A 22,081-nucleotide genomic window follows, 5' to 3' on the forward strand; every position below is an offset into this window, starting at 1 on the left:
TGTGCCCCGGTGAGTGCAAGGACAGAGATTCCCTACTACGCTTTAAGTCTGCAAACAAAGGAGAATACGATGTCATCACAAGATTACGATAAAGACCTGAACAAAGACGCAAACCGTCTGGCTGATAAAGTTGAAAACAAAGCCAATGAATTTGCCGGTGAAGCGCAGAAGCAATTCGGCAACTTTGTTGACTCGCCAAAGCATCAGATTGAAGGCGCTGCCCGTAAGTTGTCCGGACAGGCAAGTGAAGCCCTCTCCGGCGTGGCTGACAAGGTGAAAGATAACCCGCTGTCTGGTCTTATCGCCGCAGGTGCCATTGGTGTTGTGCTGGGTTTACTGCTTGGCCGTAAGTAATAAGCCGTAAGTCGTAAAACTTACGCCTCAGGGCCGGGAAACCGGCCCTGATAAAAATCCGGAGACTTCAGGTTTCCGGATTTTTTTTGCGTGCAATCGGGAGATGAGGCAAAGCAATCAGGCTCAGGAGAAATTTTCCAGCACTGACAGGAAGGAGTGTCTGTCGCCATGCCCCTCGGTGAGGCGCACGCGCCCTTCGATATCGGCCAGATGGTGATCCATCAGCTGCCGGGCTTTATCCAGATCTTTTTCTTTCAGCGCCGCCACAATCATGCGGTGATGATCCGCACCGCACTCGTCTTTTCTTTTTTCCTCATACAGCGACATCACCAGCGAAAGCCGCGCCACGATTTTAGCCAGCATTTCCGTCAGTACAGGATTTCCCGCCAGCTCTGCCAGCACAATGTGAAACTTGCCGGAGAGCACGGTTTTGGATTTTTCATCGCCGTGAGAATGGGTGTGCTCTTCTTCGTCTGCCAGTTTCTCCAGCGCGCTGAGCTGTTCAGGCGTCGCGCGCTCAATCACGAATTCCAGCAACAGCGCTTCAATTCTGCGGCGCGCCTCAAACAGATTTTTGGCTTCTTCAATGCCTGGCTCCGCCACGAACGTGCCCCGGTTCCTTTTGCGCTCCAGAAGATGATCGCTTTCCAGCACCCCCAGCGCGCCGCGCACCACGGTGCGGCTGACGCCAAAATGATCGGCAATCGCTTCTTCGAGTATTTTGGTGCCGGGGGTCAGCGCGCCCTCGCCGATCGCCGCCGCCAGCGTGGCGCGAATACGTTCGGACACATCGTCATTGCTGTCCGCCGGGGTCACCGGTTTTTTGGCCGATGTTGCGGCTTTGCTAACCGGTACGCGCGGTTTGCGGGTTGTCTTTTCCACATCTGACCTCTTCTGGGATAAATTCGCAGTAACTGATGATGTTGTAATTATCTCGATAATAATATTGATTCGCCAATACACAATAGCCACGTGCAACCGGCTGCCGTGGCATTGCGTGGCGAACGGCCCGCCACAAGCCGCTTTATGACGCCTGCAACGGGATCCCTTTTTCGGCACACAGGGTGCGGATGTGGTGTGCAGATTTTTTGATGAAATGCACTGCCTCGCTGAAACCGTAAGATTGCTGTTCATAGGCAGGATAGCCATAATTCAGGGTTTCATAGGTTTCCCAGTCTGCGATTTCACCGGCTTTCACCCTCCGCTCAAACGCGTCCACCATCGATAAATACGCCTCAAGCTCTTGTGGCGACAAATCCGGATGACCGGCGCGCCACAGCGGATCGTCGAGCTGAATACACTGACGCGGATTGGCCTGACGGCGGTTGTCATCTGTCGACTGGGCGATTTCCAGCGAGAGATTCAGCGTCGGGTTGACCTTTGCCAGAACCGGCAGTATCGCGGCAAAATCGACGATGCCCTCACCGCACGGGCGCGGCTGGAAGTCAAAACCGCCCGGCGCTCTTCCCACGTAAGCGTCTTTGATGTGCGTCTGACGGACATAAGGCGCCAGTCGCTGCGTAGCCAGCAGCGGACTCTCACCGCGTTGCAGCATATTGGCGGTATCCAGCACCACGCCCACGCAGTCCTCGCCCACCGCTTCTATCAGACGTAAGATCTCGAAAGAGGTGATTTCGTCATGCGTTTCGATATTCATATGAACACCACAGGCACGCGCCGCCGGTGCGAGTTTTCGCAACACGTTTTCGATGCCCAGCAATTGTTCGTCCCAGGTGACATCTGTCCGAAAGCGGTCCACGGCCAGCCGCCCGCGATAGGCGGGTTTAAAATTGCCCGGCGACACCCACAATTCCCGGCAGCCGTTTTCGGCGCTGACTTCAATCATCCTGATCAACCCGGCGATAATGTCCCCGCCCCCTGCCGCACGCAGCTCGGGGGATTCAGCACTGCAATAGGGGTTAATTTTCCCCAGCCCGCTTTCCAGATACAGCCCCAGATCATCGGCTTTTGCGCGGATATCACGCAGCAACCCCCTGTCGAGATCAGGGCTCATATCTAAAACGCTACTGAAGAAGATGCCCTCCAGCCCCAGCGCTTTTACGTGATCCAGACTCGCCAGCGGTCCGCGTTTTTTCACTTCGGGTAATTTCAGCCCGTCAATGCCCAGTCTCATTCATAACTCCTAAACAGTGTGGAACGACCTGTCATGCGCTGCAAGGGTCATGCCAGCACGGATAAAAATGCCGGGGCCATAATTTCAGGTGACTGATTTAATGCGGTTTTAGGGTGGAATTAATATTATTATAAACTTTCGTATACTTGTACGAATCACAAGCACTCCACTGAAGATCAACTTACGCAGCGGGTTCCGGTGATGCTGCAAAATCTCAATAAATCATTAACCTACTGAAAAAGAACGCTTTTCATTCTTTTTTCCTTTTTGGCCAGGAACAACGCTGTTATCAGGGCGCTCTCGTTTTGTTTGTTTATTGCACCATCACGACCCGTTTATCGCACCAAAATGGCGAAAACAGACTGTAAACCAATATTCGAATATTTCGTATTATGTTTGTGATTATTAATATTCGGATATTAAAAAATTAATTATTACTTTACATTCAATGCATTAAAAAACTTTCCTGCTTAAAAATTCATACTGGCATGCCGTTTGCTCTTTCCTTTTCCATGCACCACAACCCAAAACCGTCCATGACTGCGACGTAGGATCAGGAAGCAATATGTCAGATATGCAAAACAGCGCTGAAACCAAACGCCTGAAAGTTCAGGGTCTTACTCACAGCTACGGCGGGAAAAACGCGATCGACAATGTCTCCTTCAATATTGAAGCCGGAGAAATTGTGGCGCTGCTCGGGCCGAGTGGCTGCGGTAAATCGACGGTACTGCGGGCCATCGCCGGTTTAATCCAGCCGAAAGCGGGTCGCATTGAACTGGGCGGGCAGGATCTCAGCGTCGTCTCGGCCAGAGCGCGCGGCATCGGGATGGTGTTTCAGAATTATGCGTTATTCCCGCACCTCACCGTCGCCGAAAACATCGCTTACCCGCTGGCCTGCCAGCAAGTTTCGCGGGCGGAACGCAAACAGCGCGTGGAGGAAATGCTGGCGCTGGTGAGACTCAGTGATTTTGGTAACCGCCTGCCCCGCGAACTTTCCGGCGGGCAGCAGCAGCGTGTCGCGGTGGCACGCGCCATTGCCGGCCGCCCTTCACTGCTGCTGCTGGATGAGCCTTTTGGTGCGCTGGATCGCGCGCTGCGTTTTGATCTGCAGGTGGAATTGCTGCATCTGCAAAAAACGCTGGGCATCACCACGCTTATCGTTACCCACGATCAGGAAGAAGCGCAGAGTCTGGCTAACCGGCTGGTGCTGATGAACAAAGGTGAAGTGGAACAAATCGACACGCCGATGGCGGTGTATGACACGCCTAAGACGCTGTTCGTCAACACCTTTATCGGGCAAACCAATATGCTGCACGGCACGGTATCGAGCCTCGGCGAGAACACCACGCTGATTAGCCTTGCCAATGAAAAGACGCTGCGCCTGCCGCGCCGTCTGAATTTCACTCAGGGTTCGAAGGTGACCCTCACTTTCCGCCCGGAAGAAGTTCGCCTCACGACCCAACCCAGCGACAGTGCCCAGCCGGTGCGGATGACCGTATCCGTACCGCTGGGGCCGTCGCTGGTGCATGACCTGGCCTTTGAGGATGGCACCCGTTTGCGGGCGTCGGAACTCAGAGGCCCGTCCACCCGGATCCCGCCACCGGGCGCACAGCTTTTTGCCGAGATCGACACCGCACGGTGCCACGCTTTTCCGGCTGAGCCGGAATTCACACGTTAATCACTGACTATCAGAGGTAGAGACAATGAAGGACTTTGAAATAAGTCGTCGCCGGTTCGGTTATCTTGTGGCGGGAGTGGCGGCATCGACAATGATGCCCTTTTCTCTGCGCGCCGCGGCTGCCAGCAAAAGCAGCGCCGTGGCAGCAACCTTTCCCGGTAACTGGGAAGACGCCTACCGCACCGTAATCACGCCGGTGCTGCAAAAAGAGGGCTACGGACTGACCATCGCGCCGGTCATGGCACAGGACCAGCTGGCAAAAACGCTGGCAAGCCCGGGCCGCCCGCCTTATGACACGTTGCTGATGTCGCCGGGGCAAACAACGATTGCCGTTGAAAAAGACCTGATCCAGAAGATTGACCCTGCCCGCCTGAAAAACTGGGCCTTGCTCGACCCGTCATTTCAGGGGGAATACGGCCCGACGGTGACCATTGAAGTCAACGGCATTGCCTACAATCCTGATCTGGTTCCGCGCCCCAAAGGTTACCGGGATCTGTTTGAAAATCCGGCTTACAAAGGGCTGGTGTCATGGACTGGTTTTGAGTCAAACACTGCCGTCATGGCGTACACCGAGATCGCGAAAATCTTTGGTTCCGGCGCGCAGGACATGCAGGCAGTGTTCGACCTGTTCAAAAAGCACCCCGAGCAACTTAAGGCGATCGTCGACAGCACCAACCACCAGATGACGCTATTTCAGCAGGGAGAGATCGCGGTCTTCATGTGCAGCACCAACAACGTTGCCCGCCTGAAAAGTCTGGGAATGAACGCCGAGTTTGTGCATCCGGAAACCGGCTCTCCGGCGGCACCGGTCAATATTCACCTGACCAAAGGCGCCGCGAACCTGGATGCGGCCTACGCCTACATGGACGCGGCCATTTCACAGAGCGTTCAGCAGCAACTGATGCAACCGCCCACCGACATGTTCCCGACCAACCGGGCGGTGGCACTGACCCCGGCGATTGCCGCGTACCTGACGCGTGATCAGATCAAAACGCTGGTCTACCCGGACTGGGCGGCCATCAATAAAAACCGTGACAGCTGGATCCGCCAGTTCGATACGCTTGTGGCGGGCTAAGGTGAAAACATGAAGCAGAGCGGCTTTCCCTATGTGATACCGATGCTGGTACTTTCGGTGGTGTTTTTCGCCACGCCGCTGGCGGTACTGGTCGGATACAGTTTCGCCGGTGCCGGTGGCATGACCCTCAGCCACTACGGCCAGTTTTTCGGCGACGCCTTTAATTTTCGCGTCCTGATTAACACGGCCCGTCTTGGCATCGAAACGGTGATCGGCACCACCTTGCTCGGCGTTCCCGTGGCTCTGCTTTACTGGCACAGCGGCAAGAATGTGCGCCAGGCGATCGTCTTTCTGACGCTCATTCCCATGCTGACCAGCAACGTTGTCCGCACGTTTGCCTGGATAGTCATCCTCGGGCGTCAGGGGCCGATCAGCCAGACGCTGTTCTCACTGGGCATTACCGACGTGCCCACCAGCCTGATGTTCACCGAGCTGGGGCTGGTGATGGCCATGTGCCAGATTGATTTACCGCTGATCATCCTGCCGCTGATTGCTGTGCTTTCGCGCACGCCTTATCAGCTGACGGAAGCCGCTCAGGTTTCCGGCGCCGGTTCCTGGCGCATTCTGTTTACCCTGCTGGTGCCACTGATGCTGCCGGGGCTGCTGGCGGGCTGGATCCTGGTGTTCGCCAGCACCAGCAGTTCGTTCGTGACCCAGGCGGTGATCGGCGGCGCGCGTAACGTGTACGTGCCGCAGCTGATTTACCGCGAAGTGGGGACGCTGTTCAACTGGCCGCTGGCCTCCGCCATTGCCGTGGTACTGCTGCTGACCACCGGCTGTCTGCTGGTCGCACTGACCATGATTTCACGCCACAGGAGACTGGTCGGCCATGCATAAACATCGCGAAAACCCGCTTCCGTCTTTGCTGTATAAGATTTTTGTTTTCGGCTTTGGCACGCTGTGCGTCATCTATCTGGTTGCGCCGATCGTGATCGCCCTGATGATGTCGTTCACTTCGGGGCAGACCCTGAAGTATCCGCCGCAGGGCTTTTCCCTGCGCTGGTATGAAGCGCTGCTCGACCCGGTGAAATCGGCAACGGAGCACATTGCAGCCTGGAACTCGCTGAAAATTGCCGGTCTGGCGGTGGCTGGCGCACTGCTGTTTGCGGTGCCAGCCACCATCGGTATGACCCGCATGAAACGCCGCAGCGTCAATACGCTCGAGCCGTTGCTGCTGGCACCGCTGGTTCTGCCAAGCCTGGTTTACGGGCTGGCAGCGCTGATCGTCGCCAATTTTATCGGCTTCCCGCCTTCTCTCTGGCTGACCGTGACCGGGCACGTGGTGGTGTTCGGGCCGCTGATGTACCGCGCGGTGTCGGTGGTTGCGCAGGGCATGAATCCGTCACTCGCCGAAGCCTCGACAACCCTGGGCGCCAGCTGGTTTATGACGCTGCGACGCGTCACGCTGCCGCTGTTGACGCCGGGCATCCTGGCCGGTGCGTTTTTGGTATTTATCCAGTCGCTGGATAACGTCACAGTGTCACTTTTCCTGGCTGACGCGCGCACCACCGTTCTGCCGTTGCGCATGTTTGCGCTTATCGAAGAATCACTCGACGTCCGCGTGGCGGCAATGTCAGGAATATTGATCGCCGTGACATTGCTCGGCCTGCTCGTTGCCCGGCGGGTGCTGACCCCTGCGCGACAGCCTTAACACGTCATTTCCATGATCTTATTTGAAAGGAACACCCTATGAATACTCGTGCGACACCTGCCGCTGGCTATCGCATCGGGTCGTTGCTGGCCGGTTTCGAGCCAGATTTCGACTTCTCCGCCCCGTTGCCTCTTCCGCAGGAGGAGTTTGAGGAGCGCCTGCGCAAAATCAGACGTCAGGCCGTTGAGGCCGGGCACGACGCGATCGTCGTTCATGCCGGCAGCGTGGGCTGGTTCCATGCATCTAATGCCTACCTGCGCTACATTTGCGACTGGATGCGCGAAGGGGTCCTGATTATCCCGACGGATTCAGATAAACCGCTGACATTGCTGTCATTTTTCACCCAGTCCGTACTGCTGCCGCCGGGCGGTGAGCCTCTGCTGGTGGAAGATATCTGGCAGATTGGTCCGGTGGGCCGCGAGTATGCCGATCGCCCTGGTGATGCGGTGTTAAACACGGCAGAAAAGTGCGCAGATATCCTTTCACGGCTGGGTATGAAGAATGCACAAATTGGCAGGATTGGCGACCGGACCTCCCTCACCTTTTGGGCCGCACTCAGCGCGCGGTTACCCGGCTGTCAGTTCGTTGCCGACAACGCCATTCTCGACCGGCTGCAAAAAGTCAGGTCACCCCGTGAAATTGAGATGTTCCGCGCCGCGGCGCAGTTGATCAGCATCGGCACTCAGGCGGCTTATCACGTCGCCAGACCCGGCGTGACTGATCACGAAATCTTCGCCGCGTTTACCGCCGCACAAATGGCTTTTGGCGGCGAAACCGGCGACGGGTATCAGATTGGTATTAATGAATTTGGTACGCACTGCGGAAAACCTTACGGCCACGTCGTCCGTCCCGGTGATCTGATTAATCTGTACATTTCGAACGTCACCTGGCGGGGATATACCGCGCAGACGGCGCGTATGATCGCCGTCGGCGAGATCACCCCGCGCCAGGAAGAAGTGCTGGCCGCCTGCACGCAAGGCGTTAAGCGTGCCGAGCAGCTGATAAAACCCGGCGCACTGATGCGGGATATTAACAATGCCGCGTTTGGCCCGATGATAGAGCGCGGCATGCTGACGTCACCGGAAGCGCGCACCATGCCTTACAACTGGTCGCCGGAGTCAGACGGTTCCGCAAGACTTATTCCGCGTCAGTATGTGCGCGATATCGACTGGGAAGCGCAGGGTCGGACACTGATGCACGTTTATCCGGCGACGCACGGTCCGCACAATCCTAATCTCGGCCATTCCGTTGGCATGGCGGGCGCGCAAAACAGTTTTAATATTTCATCTCATAACTACGATCGCCTGGAAGAAGGCATGGTGTTTGTGCTGCACGCCCAATGGCTGGAACCGCTGTCCGCCGGATGTAATATCGGCGATTGCTACGTCGTCACCCGGGACGGGTTTGAGAACCTCAGCCGTCATACCCCGCTTGAGACACACCGCATAAAAACCGGAGCCTGAGATGAACAGCAAGACATCCCATACCTATTTTGATTTTGCGACGCTGACTGAGAGGGAACGCTACAAAATTCTGATCGGCACGGTGATCCCCCGCCCTGTCGCGCTGGTGACGACCCTGAGCACAGACGGCATTCCGAATGCGGGACCCTTCAGTTTTTTCAATGTGCTCACTCACGATCCGGCAATTGTGGCGATTGGCGTGGAGAATTATGCCGACATGCGCTTTAAAGACACGGCGCGCAATATTCGTGAAACCGGTGAGTTTACCGTGCACATAGTCGACGATGCGCTGGTCAGCCAGATGGAAATCTGTGCCATCAAATTTGGTCCGCAGGTCAATGAACTTGATGAGGCGGGGCTTGAGACAACGCCCGGTGAACGGGTGCGCAGCCCGCGTATTCTCGCCGCACCGGCCGCGCTGGAGTGTCGGCGGCATACCATTTTGCAGGTGGGCGCCGCCCGTGAAATTATTCTGGGCGAAGTGGTGGGGGTTTATGTGCGCAGCGATGCCGTGAACCTGGAGAATTTACACATCGACCAGCAACTGATGGATGCGGTCGGTCGCATGGGCGGCAACACCTATTGCAGAACGCGGGAGCAGTTCGATGTAAAAACCCTCACCCCGGAACAATGGGAGGCGCGCAGGCTGGCACAATAATCGGGGAAATATGCCAAATCCTAATGAATTGACTCACATAGGCTATCATTAAGGTTTAGCTGAGAATGAGGAAAAAACCATGACTCCAGTTGCCAGTTACACCGGTGCCGCAGTGTTTGTCCTGATTGGGATAGTGATGATCGTCATATTGTTCCGAAATCACAGAAGCAAGACTAACAGCAAGCTCCTGACGCCCGGCAATTGCCTGTTATCGGCTCTGGCGGTGGTGTCGTTCGTGATTGCCATCATCTTTGTGGGATCGTCGTCAGCCATGTGACGGCACAGTGATGCGGCGGCCTGCCGCATCGCTTTCCATCAGCAGTTCACTTCAGACGGTTACTTCAGACAGTTACTTCGCCCAGCTTGGCTTATTCAGGATAGGCGGCTGCCGGAAACCGAAGTGACATGAAGTAAGTTTTAATCACGGTTTAAACAGAGTATTACCGCAAACAGACTCGCTACTTGGCACGCAGTAACATCGGTTTGCGGTAATTTTTTGCCCCGTATATGCCCCGAGATATCCCATCACCCTCGCAGAAAGAAATCATCCGGGTCATCATGGAATCCGCCCAACTGCGACTCGTTACTCCGCAGTGACATCAGATACTCTATCCCCTGCCTCAGTGATACCGGAGCCTCAAGAGTAAACCCAAACCAATCGTCCTATGCCTGACCCAGCCAGAAGCCGCCGCCGTGCTCCTTAAGCCGCTGGAAGAACACGTATGTTCCCGGCATGATGTGATTGCGAGTCTGCCCGCGCAGTACCACATCAAACCCCAAACTCTTGCCACCCATATCTCACCTCACAAAATACTGTTCATGCATACAGTATAATCATGTGGAAATCACTCTGTGAATCCTAGTTAGCGACAAAAATCTTAGGAGGCTGATTTGAAAGGTAATAAAAAACCCCGCCGGAGCGAGGTTTACCAATTGTTTTTGTTTTTTTGTTAACTCTACAGCTTGCCTATGAATCTTCTTGAAAGCTTGTGCATTGGCTTCTCTATCAGCATGTGGACAAAATAGGCAACCGCGATACATATTGTTAGTACGTAGAATAATTTCCCAAATCCACTTAAGTGCTTATAAAGAGGAATATAATCTGCGTACCACCCTAAGAAATAAACCACCACAATATGTGTCATGTATAACGAATACGAAATGTCACCTAAGAATAATAGAATTTTTCTTTCTTTCAATACGTTATATTTTTCATAAAATAGCATTGCAGGCAAAGCAATTGCTGCCCATAATCCAAAGTTAAGCGGTCCATGGCCAAACCTCCACCATGACATCCAAAAGGTTAGAAATATTCCAGTACAAAACCATGAGTAGAATTTCGACGTTAATCTTAGCTTTTCACTATCTCCACTTTTAATAGCGCCATAAAGTAATGCCAAAATCATACCAAAAACAAACTCAAGCATCATTGGCGATGCACCTAACTGAATAAAGGCGAATAGGCTGTTGCTTGAGTTAACATTTACTCTCGCATGAGCGTCAAAGTTTATAGCCCCATTAAAGTAAAACTGCAAGAAGGAAAACAAGAATAATATAGTAACAGATGCTATAAAAGCTCTATATTTATGAGATAAAGACATAGACACAACAAATAGTGAGTAAAAGAATATTTCAAATGTTATTGTCCATGCAGGTACGTATACATTATACCCAAAGTATGGCGCATCAGAGTTATAATTTAAGTGCAGTGGAAGCACTGATTTTATTATTTGGGTTGTAGTGAAAACGTCTGGTGTTACAAAAGTGAACGCAATAACAGCTAAAAATAATAATGGATATATTCTAAAAAACCTACGCAGCATGAATTTTGAGATAGCATGCGTTTCTATCTTTCTTGTGGAGTGCACAATAATGAACCCACTGATAACGAAAAATATGTCAACACCTGAAACTCCGGGGCCAAACAATATTTCCCCTATGTTTTGTTGTGCATATACCCCATTGATGTAATCCCTAAAATGGAATAAAACAACAAATATAGCCGCTAATCCTCTAGCGTATCCAATCGAGTAAATCATCAACTTGCCCAATAAACGTTATATTGGGCAAAATGATACACCACGTTACAATTACTGTAAATAAATTGACTTAAGAAACTGCCGTTGCTGTCACAACCCCTGCATTGCTTACGGAAACTAGCCATTTTTGGCTGCTTGGGCTTCTCATTTGCACGCCACTATTTACAATCACCTTTGAAAACTCCTGACCTGTTTTTCCAAGTGAAATTTTGTTATCAATTGTAGGAAGGATCATGTTAACTAGCATTCCAGAAAATGTATCATACCAAATGTTTGCATCAGGCCTTTTTTCCATCGAGCCACCAAAGTTAACCAGTGAGGAGTTAGTAGCATAGCCAAAGCTGTCTGGGGAACTCGACGTCATGTACATAATGACTGGATTTGCTCCAGACATATCTGAGTTAACAAATATATTTGCATCACGGAAGAACTGAACCGACCCAAATTGAACCAGTTGGTTTGCTGAGTTTCCTGAAACGTAAAATGTCACTCCATTGAACCTTGACATAGAACCACCAAAGCCAATGCCAGGATTGCCTGTCATGTTAATGACTGGCGTACTAACATTTGTTGTTGGTATTTCATAATGTATATCACAATCAACAAACTCTTGAAAAACACCATTTACATGAAAGTCTGCTGTATAAGTATTGCCGACTCGGTTGTATATTTCACATTTACGCATACTTATTGCACGGGTTTTACTATCAGTAGGAGTTGCAACCGATCCAATTATTTTAACGCCATCTAAGTAAGTATTCCTACATGTGTTATGGATTGCATTGCCACCTGAATTAGCATGAGCAATACCTCCATTTATGTGAATATCACTTATATCTCGATCTGGGCCAAATATCTGTACCCCAGCTAACCCACCATATGTGAACTTACAATCGTTGAAGTTAAGTCTCGCGATTGTACCAGCTTCACTTTCAATATCTATCGCTGCCTGTGGTGATGAATAGTGACTACCAATTCCGCTTGCGTTAACACCTGCTTTATTACCTATACAGTCGTTAAAAACATCATCGTGTCCACCGGTGTAAGACCAGCAATTTCTTCCTGCGTTTGTGGCTACAACCTTATTAAATGTAGATGAAGTTTGAATAGACCCGGGTTTCGTAGACACTTTTTTGCCTCATAATGGAGGCCTAATGAAGGAGTGTTTATGTCAGTCAAAACGTTCACTGAAGAATTCAAAATTGAAGCCGTAAAACAGATCACTGAGCAGGGGTACCCTGTATCTGAGGTCTCCTCTCGACTTGGTGTATCCACTAATAGTCTTTACGCCTGGGTTAAGCGCTACCAGAAGCCCGAGCCGCAGCGTAAGCAGGACGATGCACTTCAGCATGAAGTAAAGCGCCTCAGGCAAGAACTTAAGCGAGTAACTGAAGAGCGGGATATCTTAAAAAAGGCCGCCGCGTACTTTGCAAGAACGTCAGGCTGAAGTACGCCTTCATTAAAAAAATGTCGTCCTTTTATGCTGTACGCAGGTTATGCCTGGTTCTTGGCCTCCATCACAGCGGTTATTACCAGTGGCTAAAGCGGCCTAAATCTTTGCGTACCCGGCAAGATGAACGGCAAACAGGCTTGATTAAACAACTGTGGCTTGAAAGCGGTACGGTTTACGGCTATCGAAAAATCTGGCTCGATATGAAAGATCTGGGTGAATGCGTCGGACGTAACAGGATCGCGCGCCTGATGAGGCTCGCTGAACTAGCATCTCAGACTGGATACCGAAAACGACTCTATTACGGTGGCGGAAAGCCTTCTTTTGCCAGTCCAAATTACCTTGAACGCCAGTTCGTTGTCCCAACCCCAAATACGCATTGGGTGAGTGACATGACTTATATAAGGACGCATGAGGGTTGGCTGTATCTGGCTGTTGTTCTTGATCTCTTCTCACGCCGGGTTATCGGCTGGAGCATGGGCGCACGAATGACCGCTGAGTTAGTAATGGATGCATTATTGATGGCGGTATGGCGACGTAAACCAACGGCAGAAGTATTAATCCATTCAGATCAGGGCTCTCAATATACGAGCGAAAGATGTCAGCATTTTATGACAGCTCACAATTTAAAAAGCAGCATGAGTCGTCGGGGTAATTGCCATGACAACGCAGTGGCAGAAAGCTTTTTCCAGTTGCTAAAACGGGAACGCATAAAGAAACGGATCTATAAAAATAGGGAAGAAGCGAAGGCGGATATCTTCGATTATGTCGAGATGTTTTATAATGCTAAACGCCGCCACAGTGCCTGTGAGGATCAAGCCCCTGCAGTTTATGAAAGTGCCTGGTTCATGAGGCACGGAACAGTCTAGGAAACTAGGGTCTATTCAAACATCTGGCGTCTCGCAGTCAATACCGGGATGAGGCATGGAGAGATATGCGCGCTTGCATGGGAGGATATTGATCTGCAGGAATGGACAATAACCATCACTCGCAATATGGCTGTTGTTAACCACTTTACGCCTCCGAAAACGGAAAGTGGGAATCGGACAATCAAGTTGACGAATGCGGCTATTGAAGCATTGAAGGAGCAGATGGCACTGACAAGGATGGGCAAGCAAATAACGGTAGATGTTCACCTTCGAGAGTTCGGCAGAATTCGTAAAGATGATTGCACCTTCGTGTTCTCCCCTCGCCTATCCGCTCGTAACGGAATGGGCGGGGATTGGTACTCACCTGGTGTATTTAGTGGGACGTGGAATTTCGCATTGAAGAAGGCTGGCATACGCCATAGGAAAGCATATGAAACTCGTCATACATTCGCATGCTGGGCGCTAAGCGCAGGAGCTAATCCAAACTTTGTTGCAAACCAAATGGGACATACTTCATCACAGATGGTTTACAGCGTTTACGGGAAATGGATGAGCGAAAACAACAACAACCAAATGGAGATTTTAAACGCAGGATTTACGGGTGATGCCCCGTATATGCCCCGCGCAGTATCACAGTGATGAAATTCTTCATTCACTTCATGTAGTTACTTCGCCCAGCTTGGCTTGTTCAGGATGTGATCCTGCCAGTCTTCCACGTCATCTTCGCGTACAGCGATATAACGCACGGAGATCTGCGCGGTGTGCATCGCGGATTTAGAGGCTTTGTTCAGCAGCGGGTGCCACGGAAACAGCGGTTTACCTTCGCCAATCAGACGGTAGGCGCAGGTCGGAGGCAACCAGTCGAAGGTGGTCAGGTTTTCGCGGGTCAGTTTGATGCAGTCTTCTTCAAGCGTAAAACGACGCTCGTAGTTGCGGCACTGACAGGATTTGATGTTCAGCTGATTACAGGCGACGTTGGTGAAATAGATTTCATCCGTGTCTTCATCTATCAGCTTATGTAAACAGCATTGCCCGCAACCGTCGCACAATGCTTCCCATTCTTCGTTAGTCATTTCAGGCAGCGTCTTTTGCTGCCAAAAAGCGGGTTCAGTCATAGTGTGCATCCGGTAGAAGTAAAATGAGGGTGCTTATATAGACGCTTTGCGCCGCAGATGCAAGCAAAGCCGCCGGAAACGCACTCCGGCGCAGAGGAAAATTATCTCAGATCACGCGGGTGGTGACGTCCTTACCGTTCAGTGTAGGGCAGATTTCATCCCCCGCTTTTAACGGGCCAACGCCATGCGGCGTGCCGGTCAAAATAATGTCACCGGCGCGCAGTGTGAAGAAACGGCTCATGTAGGCGATCAGCGGCAGGACAGGCGTCAGCATATCGCGCGTGTTCCCCTCCTGACGCAGCTCGCCGTTAATCAGCAGGCGCAACTCCGCCTGTTGGGCATCACCAAACTCACTCACCGGAATAAAACCGCTCATCGGGCAGGAACCATCGAAACCTTTGGCCTTTTCCCACGGCTGACCGGCGGCTTTGAACTGGCTCTGCAAATCGCGCAGCGTCAGATCAAGCGCCAGGCCGTATCCGGCAATGGCGTTGGCGACCCTGTCTGGCGTCGCCTGTTTCAATGGCGTACCGATAAGCACCGCCAGTTCAACTTCGTGATGTACCGAACCCAGACCCGTGGGCAGCGCGATGGGCTGGCGGATATCGCACAGCGCCGTTTCCGGTTTGATAAACACCACCGGCTCCGCCGAAACCTGACTGCCCATCTCTTTAATATGATCGGCGTAGTTATTGCCGACACACACCACCTTGTTTACCGGAAAATCCAGTAATGCGCCCTGCCAGTCTCTGTGTTGGTACATAACGTGACTCCTTGTTAAAAAGCCTTAGCCGCTGAACGGATTATGCGGCGCAGGTGCCAGTGGTGCGGACGGCGCTGAAGGCGCAGGTGCCAGCTCGCCGGAGGCTACCGGTGCCTGTGTCTGTGTCTGCGCGCCCATAATGCCGTCAGCCATCATGCCGATGCTCAGTGCAAAATAGGTTGAGCGGTTCCAGTGCATGATAGTGCGGAAATTATCGTAAACCAGGAACGCGCGGCCCTGCACATCATCCGGCGTAATCACCCATGCGCGTGTGGCGGTGGAAGCCAGCGGGCTGCCGTCTGCCTGCGTAATGCCCTGCTGCTGCCAGTAGCTGGCCGGATGCATCTGGTTGTTTTTCAGACCCGCCAGGCTGGCATCAAAGTTAGCCGGAAGTTTGACTTCCTGACCCCATCCCTGATTATTCTTCCAGCCTTCTTTTGATAAGTAGTTCGCGGTAGAAGCAAAGACGTCGTCGGTATTTTTCCAGATATCGATTTTGCCGTCGCCATTGCCGTCAGCGCCGTAGTTCAGATAAGAACTTGGCATGAACTGCGACTGCCCCATCGCGCCTGCCCAGGAGCCTTTCATCATGTCGCTGGTGGCGTGACCGGAGTCGACGATTTTAAGCGCTGACATAAACTCTTTGGTGAAGAAGGCTTCGCGGCGACCCTCAAAGGCCAGCGTCGCCAGCGCAGAGAACACATCCTCTTTACCCTGGATCTTCCCGAAGCTGCTTTCCATTCCCCACAGCGCCACAATGTACTGAGGCTGCACGCCGTAGCGCGCGCTTGCCTGTTTCAGTGCTGGCAGGTTGTTCTGATACTGCTCCTGTGCGGCTTTGATTTTCCACTCAGGCAGAACGCGGGTCAGGTAATCGTCGAGGGTAATTTTCTTTTCCAGCTGATTACGGTCGGAATTGATGACGCGATCCACAAAATGGATATTGGCGAAGGTGCTGTCGAGGGTTTGCTGGCTGATGCCTTGCGCCAGTGCCTGGGCTTTCAGTTGTTCGACGTAAGCCGGAAATTCTGCCGGATCCCTTCCCTGTTCTGCCAGTGAGGTTTTGGCAGGGGCGGCTGGCGGCGTTGATGCGGGTGCCTGAGCGGCAGCCGCTGGCTGTGTGGCGGGTTGCCCGGAGGTGGCTTTCTGCGCTGCGCAACCGCTAAGGATAATCAGGGGCGTTATTACTGCCAGTGCCGACAATTTCATCAAACTCTTCCTTTTGACATTCTAAAAATGATTCATCGCTGTAAGCTTTAGATACTACAACGATGAATGCAAGTTATGAGGTCCGAAAGTTCGGGAAATGCCGAAACTAATGTCAGGAAAGGATTATTTATTGCTGTCGCTGAGGTGCATGTTCAATAAACTTTCAACCGGCGGTGGCACTTGTAAATAATAACCTTGTTCTTCGAGTGCCTGACGGACTTTGGCAATATCCGCCGTGGCCAATTTTTCGCGGTTCGCCAGATTGAGCATCATTGAGAACTGTGGCACGCCAAAACCTTTAAGTAATTCTTCAGGCACGCGAGAGAAATCGTCTTTTTTTTCGACATACAGATAAGTCTGGTCGCGTTTAGTACTTCTATAGATCACACAAAACATTTTTTTAACTCTATTTAATTGAAACGGCGGCTTGCGGAGATATAACTGTAACTATACCATGCTTAATGTACATCGGAATATCGCCCCCCGAGTGGTATTCCGGGGATTTAGAGTTGCTGAGACTGAGTCAGGATAGATGTCACAATCGCCAATAGAACTAAAAGGCAGCAGTTTTACCTTATCGGTTGTTCATTTACATAGTTCACAACCTGAGGTTATTTACCAGGCATTACAGGAAAAAGTGGAGCAAGCTCCGGCCTTTTTGAAAAATGCCCCTGTTGTTATCAACGTTGCATCACTCAGTGGTGACGCAAACTGGAAAGACATTCAACAGGCTGTCGCTTCTGCAGGCTTTCGCGTTGTTGGCATCAGTGGTTGCAAAGACGAAAAGCAAAAACGCGCACTTTCCCGCACCGGTTTACCGCTGCTGAGTGAAGGCCGTGCACAGCGTATCGCCGCCGAGCCGCCCGTCCCTGTCGTACCCGATAATGCCCCGGCTAAAACCCGCATTGTCAGTACGCCGGTCAGATCCGGCCAACAGATTTATGCCCGTAACAGCGACCTCATTGTGACGAGCAGCGTCAGCGCAGGTGCGGAACTGATTGCCGATGGCAATATCCACATCTACGGCATGATGCGAGGAAGAGCACTGGCAGGTGCCGCAGGGGATGCAAATTGTCAGATTTTTTGCACACTGCTGGGCGCTGAGCTGGTTTCTATCGCAGGGCAGTACTGGTTGAGTGATCAAATCCCGGCCGACTATCTCGGTCAGGCCGCGCGCCTCAGCCTGATAAATAACGTGTTAACCATACAACCTTTAAACTAAGCCCTTTTGACAAGGAATCCATTCATGGCACGCATCATAGTTGTTACATCGGGTAAAGGGGGCGTTGGCAAGACCACTTCAAGCGCGGCCATCGCTACCGGTTTAGCTCAAAAAGGCAAGAAGACTGTTGTTATCGATTTCGATATTGGTTTGCGTAACCTGGATCTGATCATGGGCTGTGAACGCCGCGTGGTGTATGACTTCGTTAACGTTATCCAGGGCGATGCCACGCTGAATCAGGCGCTGATTAAAGATAAGCGCACCGATAACCTGTTCATTCTTCCGGCTTCTCAAACGCGTGATAAAGACGCGCTGACGCACGAAGGCGTCGAAAAAATCCTCAATGATTTAAACGAAATGCAATTTGACTTCGTGGTGTGCGATTCCCCTGCGGGCATCGAAACCGGCGCGCTGATGGCGCTGTATTTTGCCGATGAAGCGATCATCACCACCAACCCTGAAGTCTCTTCCGTTCGTGACTCAGACCGCATTTTGGGCATTTTATCGTCTAAATCCCGTCGTGCGGAGAAAGGCTTAGAGCCTATCAAAGAACATCTGCTTCTCACTCGTTATAACCCGGGTCGCGTAAGCCGTGGCGATATGCTGAGCATGGAAGACGTGCTGGAAATTCTGCGTATTCCACTGTTGGGTGTGATCCCTGAAGACCAGTCAGTGCTGCGCGCGTCCAACCAGGGCGAGCCGGTGATTCTGGATCAGGAATCCGATGCAGGCAAAGCGTACGATGACACCGTCAGCCGTTTGCTTGGTGAAGAACGTGCGTTCCGTTTTATTGAGGAAGAGAAGAAGAGTTTCCTGAAACGCCTTTTTGGGGGATAAACCATGGCCTTGTTAGATTTCTTTCTGTCCCGTAAAAAGCCGACAGCCAATATAGCCAAGGAACGGCTACAGATCATCGTAGCAGAGCGACGCAGGGGGGACAGCGAACCCTCCTATTTGCCTGATCTGAAACGTGATATTTTGGCGGTGATCTGTAAATACATTAAGATCGATCCGGAGATGTTGCAGGTTCAGTTTGAGCAAAAAGGGGATGATATTTCAGTGCTTGAGCTGAACGTCACCTTGCCTGAATCGGAAGAAACGCCTAAATGACAGCAGTTGAGTTGCAGGTTATGACGGTGTATTTACCAGGTTAATGTCCCCCTGCTCGCTCAGGGGGTTACCTGAACATGACGTTATTCGTTAAACACTGTATAACCACCCACTGTTTAAATAAACACGCTTTCCGTTTTACCCTGCTTTATTTCTGTTTTTCTGCCGATCTTCTATTAAGACTCATCCCATTTAGCCTGGCTGATATTCCCTTTACTGTGGCTTAATGCCCCTATTCTAAAATGCACTTTCCTGTCCATTATTCCGGCGTTTGCGGAAATAAAATGCACAAATAAAAAAGGACGAAATTAATTCCGCCCTTTTTATTCATCAACTGAATTTAATTACCGTTACGGGAATGATGACTCAGTAATCTTTCAGTATTTCCGCCAGCCTTTCGCCTAACAGTTTACCGCGCCAGCCGCTGATTAATTCAGGCTGGGATTCTTTGGTTTTTAACTGCCAGTGGCTGCTCAGTAATTGATTTATCTGACGACGCGACGCCAGAAGTTCAACACTCAGTCCGCTCTCTTCGCTGACGGTCTGGATAAGCGCTTTAATGTCTTTGAAGACTTTGCGATAGCCCGACTGGTCAATCAGGTTCTGGATCGGCGCGGGCAATTCAGACTCATCCAGCGCATTCGACTCTTCCACCAGCGCCAGCAGTGTGCGCCCGTGATAGCGGATTTCCGGGCCACTCAGTCCCAGGGACTCAAGCTCACCCAGTGAACCAGGTTGATAGCGCGCGACCTGCCACAGATTCTCTTCACGTACCACGAAGTTAACCGCCAGGTCACGCTGACGGGCCTGGTTAAGACGCCATGCTGCCAGCAGTTTCAGACAACCCAACTGACGCGGGCGCAGCTGGAAAGCATTGGTGATCTCCAGATATGCCAGTTCCGGTTGCAGCACCTCTTTACGTCGGCGGCACAGCGCCAGACATTCATCCAGCGCGGCATCCATCCACCCGGCTTCTTCGGTTTCTTTCATCAACTGGTCAGCAAGCGGTAATAAATACCACACGTCAGCGGCAGCGTAGACGCACTGTTTTTCGCTCAGCGGACGTGCGATCCAGTCGGTGCGGGATTCACTTTTATCCAGCTCAACGCCGGTCGTTTCCGCCACCAGACGAGCAAAACCGCAGGACAACGGACGCCCGCTGAAGGCCGCCAGGATTTGCGTATCAATCAGAGGTGTCGGCATCACGCCAAAGGCGTTGAGAAACACTTCCAGATCTTCGCTGCCGGCGTGCAGGAATTTCACGACATCAGGATTGGTCAGCAGATCGATAAAAGGCTGCCAGGCCGTGATCGGTAACGGGTCGATCAGCGTCAGCTTCTCGCCGTCGAATAACTGGATTAGACCCAGTTGCGGATAATAGGTGCGGGTGCGGACAAATTCGGTATCCAGCGCAATTTTACTGTGCGCTTTCGCCTGGAGGCAAACCTGCTCCAGCGCGTCATTGGTAGTAATTAACTGATAATTCAAATCTTATTTCTCTTAATCATAACTGCGTTATAACGTGACAACGCCGGACATCGCCGGCGTTTGGAGTCTGACCATCACTGAGTGGCATGCTAACCGTTATGCGGCGTCCTGTTTGGGGTCGGCTTTCGGTTTAGTCTGTTCATCACGAAGCTCGCGTCGGAGAATTTTTCCGACATTAGACTTCGGTAATTCATCGCGAAACTCAACTATCTTCGGTACTTTGTAACCGGTTAATAACCGGCGGCAATGCGCCAGGAGTTCTTCGCTGGTCAGTGACGGGTCTTTCTTCACCACGCAAATTTTGACGATTTCACCGGACGCGTCATTGGGTACGCCGATAGCAGCGACCTCCAGAACCTTGTCGTGTTGTGAAACCACCTCTTCAATTTCGTTAGGGTAGACATTGAAACCTGAAACCAGAATCATGTCTTTTTTACGATCGACAATCCTGATAAAACCCTGCTCGTCCACTGTAACGATATCGCCCGTCGATAACCAGCCATCTTTTAGCACCTCATCGGTGGCAGAAGGCCGTTGCCAGTAACCGAGCATCACCTGCGGGCCACGAACCAGCAACTCACCCGGCTCTCCGGGTGCGACGTCCTGACCGTTGTCATCGACCAGACGTATTTCCGTGGAGGGCACCGGTATACCGATGCTGCCGCTGTAGTGCTTCAGATCGTACGGATTTCCCGCCACCAGTGGCGAACATTCGGTCAGACCGTAGCCTTCCAGCAGATGCTTGCCGGTGAGTTTTTCCCATTTATCCGCCACAGATTTCTGCACGGACATTCCGCCGCCCACAGAAAGACGCAGCGTCGAGAAATCCAGCTCGCGGAAATCTTCGTTATTCAGCATCGCATTAAATAACGTATTCACACCACTGATGGCGGTAAACGGATATTTCGCCAGCTCTTTCACCATTCCCGGAACATCGCGCGGATTGGTGATCAGCAAGCTGCGCCCCCCCATTTCGAGGAAAAGCAGGCAGTTTACGGTCAGTGCGAAGATGTGGTAAAGCGGCAGCGCCGTCACCACCAGCTCCTGGCCGGGACGCAACAGAGGCGCATAGGCCGCTTTCGCCTGCTCCAGATTTGCCTGCATATTACGGTGTGTCAGCATCGCGCCTTTGGCCACGCCCGTGGTACCGCCGGTGTATTGCAGAAACGCCAGATCGTCATTAATCACATCGGGTTTGATGTATTGCAGACGGCGTCCGCGTTGCAATGCTGTACGGAAAGAGATCGCGTTCGGCAGATGGTATTTCGGCACCAGGCGTTTGATATATTTAACGACGAAATTTACCAGCGTGCCTTTGGCCGCAGAAAGCTGATCGCCCATACGGGTGAGGATCACATGCTTCACCTGCGTTTTGTAGACCACTTTTTCCAGCGTATGAGCAAAGTTGGAGACAATGACAATCGCGCTTGCGCCGCTGTCATTGAGCTGATGTTCCAGCTCGCGCGGCGTATAAAGCGGATTGACGTTAACCACCACCATGCCCGCGCGCAACACCCCAAACAGGGCAATCGGGTATTGCAGCAGATTCGGCATCATCAGCGCCACGCGGTCACCCTTTTGCAAACCCAGCTCGTTTTGCAGGTAGGCAGCAAAGGCCCGGCTGCGCTCTTCGAGTTTTCGAAAAGTCATCACCTCGCCCATGTTGATGAATGCCGGACTGTCGGCATAACGCAACGTGGCGTTCTCAAACATCTCGACCAGCGAGCTGTAGCGATCGGGGTCGATGTTCTCAGGAACATCTGCCGGATAACGTTTTAGCCAGACCTTTTCCAAGGTATTACT

General features: G+C 51.9%; 23 protein-coding genes and 1 pseudogene. 13 read left to right on the top strand and 11 right to left on the bottom strand.

Features of this window, described 5'->3' with window-relative positions:
• The first annotated feature begins 69 nt into the window (after positions 1-69).
• Positions 70-354: a DUF883 family protein gene (locus ACQZQY_RS16855; protein WP_056770122.1), complete on the top strand. Its 285-nt coding sequence runs from the start codon at positions 70-72 to the stop codon at positions 352-354.
• Between the two features lie 123 nt (positions 355-477).
• On the opposite strand, the gene ACQZQY_RS16860 is transcribed toward ACQZQY_RS16855, so the two are convergent.
• Entirely contained in the window at positions 478-1,236 is a 759-nt protein-coding gene (locus ACQZQY_RS16860; protein WP_431296055.1) for a GntR family transcriptional regulator, read from the bottom strand.
• A 142-nt stretch (positions 1,237-1,378) separates the two neighbouring features.
• A complete protein-coding gene (locus tag ACQZQY_RS16865) occupies positions 1,379-2,488 on the bottom strand; it encodes a sugar phosphate isomerase/epimerase family protein (protein WP_431296056.1) in 1,110 nt (369 codons plus the stop codon).
• A 565-nt stretch (positions 2,489-3,053) separates the two neighbouring features.
• Between ACQZQY_RS16865 and ACQZQY_RS16870 the strand changes: the two genes are divergently transcribed.
• From ACQZQY_RS16870 to ACQZQY_RS16900, 7 genes are all read left to right on the top strand, one after another.
• The gene (locus ACQZQY_RS16870; protein ID WP_056770115.1) at positions 3,054-4,166 is read left to right on the top strand and encodes an ABC transporter ATP-binding protein; all 1,113 of its coding nucleotides are present in this window, start codon (positions 3,054-3,056) and stop codon (positions 4,164-4,166) included.
• A gap of 25 nt (positions 4,167-4,191) precedes the next feature.
• On the top strand, positions 4,192-5,241 hold the full coding sequence (locus ACQZQY_RS16875) for an ABC transporter substrate-binding protein (RefSeq protein WP_431296057.1): 1,050 nt from the start codon (positions 4,192-4,194) through the stop codon (positions 5,239-5,241).
• A 9-nt stretch (positions 5,242-5,250) separates the two neighbouring features.
• Positions 5,251-6,078, top strand: coding sequence for an ABC transporter permease (locus ACQZQY_RS16880; protein WP_056770107.1), 828 nt, complete (start codon positions 5,251-5,253; stop codon positions 6,076-6,078).
• Positions 6,071-6,892, top strand: coding sequence for an ABC transporter permease (locus ACQZQY_RS16885; protein ID WP_056770104.1), 822 nt, complete (start codon positions 6,071-6,073; stop codon positions 6,890-6,892). The genes ACQZQY_RS16880 and ACQZQY_RS16885 overlap by 8 nt, the downstream gene beginning before the upstream one ends.
• 38 nt (positions 6,893-6,930) lie before the next feature.
• Positions 6,931-8,355 (top strand): M24 family metallopeptidase, encoded by a 1,425-nt coding sequence (locus tag ACQZQY_RS16890; RefSeq protein WP_431296058.1) that lies wholly within the window; start codon positions 6,931-6,933, stop codon positions 8,353-8,355.
• Position 8,356: 1 nt separating this feature from the next.
• Positions 8,357-9,013 carry a flavin reductase family protein gene (locus tag ACQZQY_RS16895; RefSeq protein ID WP_431296059.1) on the top strand — a complete coding sequence of 219 codons (657 nt, stop codon included), beginning with the start codon at positions 8,357-8,359 and terminating at the stop codon, positions 9,011-9,013.
• 79 nt (positions 9,014-9,092) lie between these two features.
• On the top strand, positions 9,093-9,290 hold the full coding sequence (locus ACQZQY_RS16900) for a hypothetical protein (RefSeq protein WP_431296060.1): 198 nt from the start codon (positions 9,093-9,095) through the stop codon (positions 9,288-9,290).
• A gap of 386 nt (positions 9,291-9,676) precedes the next feature.
• On the opposite strand, the gene ACQZQY_RS16905 is transcribed toward ACQZQY_RS16900, so the two are convergent.
• The 3 genes from ACQZQY_RS16905 to ACQZQY_RS16915 form a co-directional block, all read right to left on the bottom strand.
• Positions 9,677-9,808, bottom strand: a complete 132-nt coding sequence (locus tag ACQZQY_RS16905; RefSeq protein WP_431296061.1) for a hypothetical protein — start codon at positions 9,806-9,808, stop codon at positions 9,677-9,679.
• 161 nt (positions 9,809-9,969) lie between these two features.
• Entirely contained in the window at positions 9,970-11,052 is a 1,083-nt protein-coding gene (locus ACQZQY_RS16910; protein ID WP_431296062.1) for an acyltransferase family protein, read from the bottom strand.
• A gap of 70 nt (positions 11,053-11,122) precedes the next feature.
• On the bottom strand, positions 11,123-12,181 hold the full coding sequence (locus tag ACQZQY_RS16915) for a hypothetical protein (RefSeq protein WP_431296063.1): 1,059 nt from the start codon (positions 12,179-12,181) through the stop codon (positions 11,123-11,125).
• Positions 12,182-12,220: 39 nt separating this feature from the next.
• Between ACQZQY_RS16915 and ACQZQY_RS16920 the strand changes: the two genes are divergently transcribed.
• Together ACQZQY_RS16920 and ACQZQY_RS16925 are read left to right on the top strand one after the other, a co-directional pair.
• Positions 12,221-13,371, top strand: a protein-coding gene (locus ACQZQY_RS16920; protein ID WP_431295601.1) for an IS3 family transposase whose coding sequence is annotated in 2 segments (ribosomal slippage) — positions 12,221-12,455 and positions 12,455-13,371 — 1,152 coding nt in all. Because the reading frame shifts where the segments join, the coding sequence is not laid out codon by codon here.
• An 18-nt stretch (positions 13,372-13,389) separates the two neighbouring features.
• Positions 13,390-14,010 (top strand): annotated as a pseudogene (locus ACQZQY_RS16925) (site-specific integrase); the annotation flags it as partial.
• Positions 14,011-14,036: 26 nt separating this feature from the next.
• Here ACQZQY_RS16925 and ACQZQY_RS16930 read toward each other — a convergent pair.
• The 4 genes from ACQZQY_RS16930 to ACQZQY_RS16945 all read right to left on the bottom strand — a co-directional run bounded on the left by ACQZQY_RS16930 (position 14,037) and on the right by ACQZQY_RS16945 (position 16,854).
• Entirely contained in the window at positions 14,037-14,486 is a 450-nt protein-coding gene (locus tag ACQZQY_RS16930) for a YcgN family cysteine cluster protein (protein ID WP_056770089.1), read from the bottom strand.
• A 106-nt stretch (positions 14,487-14,592) separates the two neighbouring features.
• The gene (locus tag ACQZQY_RS16935) at positions 14,593-15,249 is read right to left on the bottom strand and encodes a fumarylacetoacetate hydrolase family protein (RefSeq protein ID WP_431296064.1); all 657 of its coding nucleotides are present in this window, start codon (positions 15,247-15,249) and stop codon (positions 14,593-14,595) included.
• A gap of 24 nt (positions 15,250-15,273) precedes the next feature.
• A complete protein-coding gene (locus ACQZQY_RS16940) occupies positions 15,274-16,458 on the bottom strand; it encodes a lytic murein transglycosylase (protein ID WP_431296065.1) in 1,185 nt (394 codons plus the stop codon).
• Between the two features lie 123 nt (positions 16,459-16,581).
• Entirely contained in the window at positions 16,582-16,854 is a 273-nt protein-coding gene (locus ACQZQY_RS16945; RefSeq protein ID WP_056770075.1) for a YcgL domain-containing protein, read from the bottom strand.
• 136 nt (positions 16,855-16,990) lie between these two features.
• Here ACQZQY_RS16945 and minC point away from each other — a divergent pair, with 136 nt between their 5' ends.
• From minC to minE, 3 genes are read left to right on the top strand one after another with little or no spacing between them, the layout of a single operon-like run.
• Complete coding sequence (gene minC / locus ACQZQY_RS16950; protein WP_056770072.1) at positions 16,991-17,680, top strand: septum site-determining protein MinC; 690 nt, start codon at positions 16,991-16,993, stop codon at positions 17,678-17,680.
• 24 nt (positions 17,681-17,704) lie between these two features.
• A complete protein-coding gene (minD, locus tag ACQZQY_RS16955; RefSeq protein WP_056770068.1) occupies positions 17,705-18,517 on the top strand; it encodes a septum site-determining protein MinD in 813 nt (270 codons plus the stop codon).
• A 3-nt stretch (positions 18,518-18,520) separates the two neighbouring features.
• A complete protein-coding gene (minE, locus tag ACQZQY_RS16960) occupies positions 18,521-18,790 on the top strand; it encodes a cell division topological specificity factor MinE (RefSeq protein WP_056770062.1) in 270 nt (89 codons plus the stop codon).
• A gap of 366 nt (positions 18,791-19,156) precedes the next feature.
• On the opposite strand, the gene rnd is transcribed toward minE, so the two are convergent.
• Complete coding sequence (gene rnd / locus ACQZQY_RS16965; protein ID WP_122095123.1) at positions 19,157-20,278, bottom strand: ribonuclease D; 1,122 nt, start codon at positions 20,276-20,278, stop codon at positions 19,157-19,159.
• Positions 20,279-20,374: 96 nt separating this feature from the next.
• Complete coding sequence (gene fadD / locus ACQZQY_RS16970) at positions 20,375-22,072, bottom strand: long-chain-fatty-acid--CoA ligase FadD (RefSeq protein WP_056770052.1); 1,698 nt, start codon at positions 22,070-22,072, stop codon at positions 20,375-20,377.
• Positions 22,073-22,081 lie beyond the last annotated feature (9 nt).

The sequence above is a fragment of the Rahnella sp. PAMC25559 genome, from assembly GCF_050632365.1.
Classification (GTDB): domain Bacteria; phylum Pseudomonadota; class Gammaproteobacteria; order Enterobacterales; family Enterobacteriaceae; genus Rahnella; species Rahnella rivi.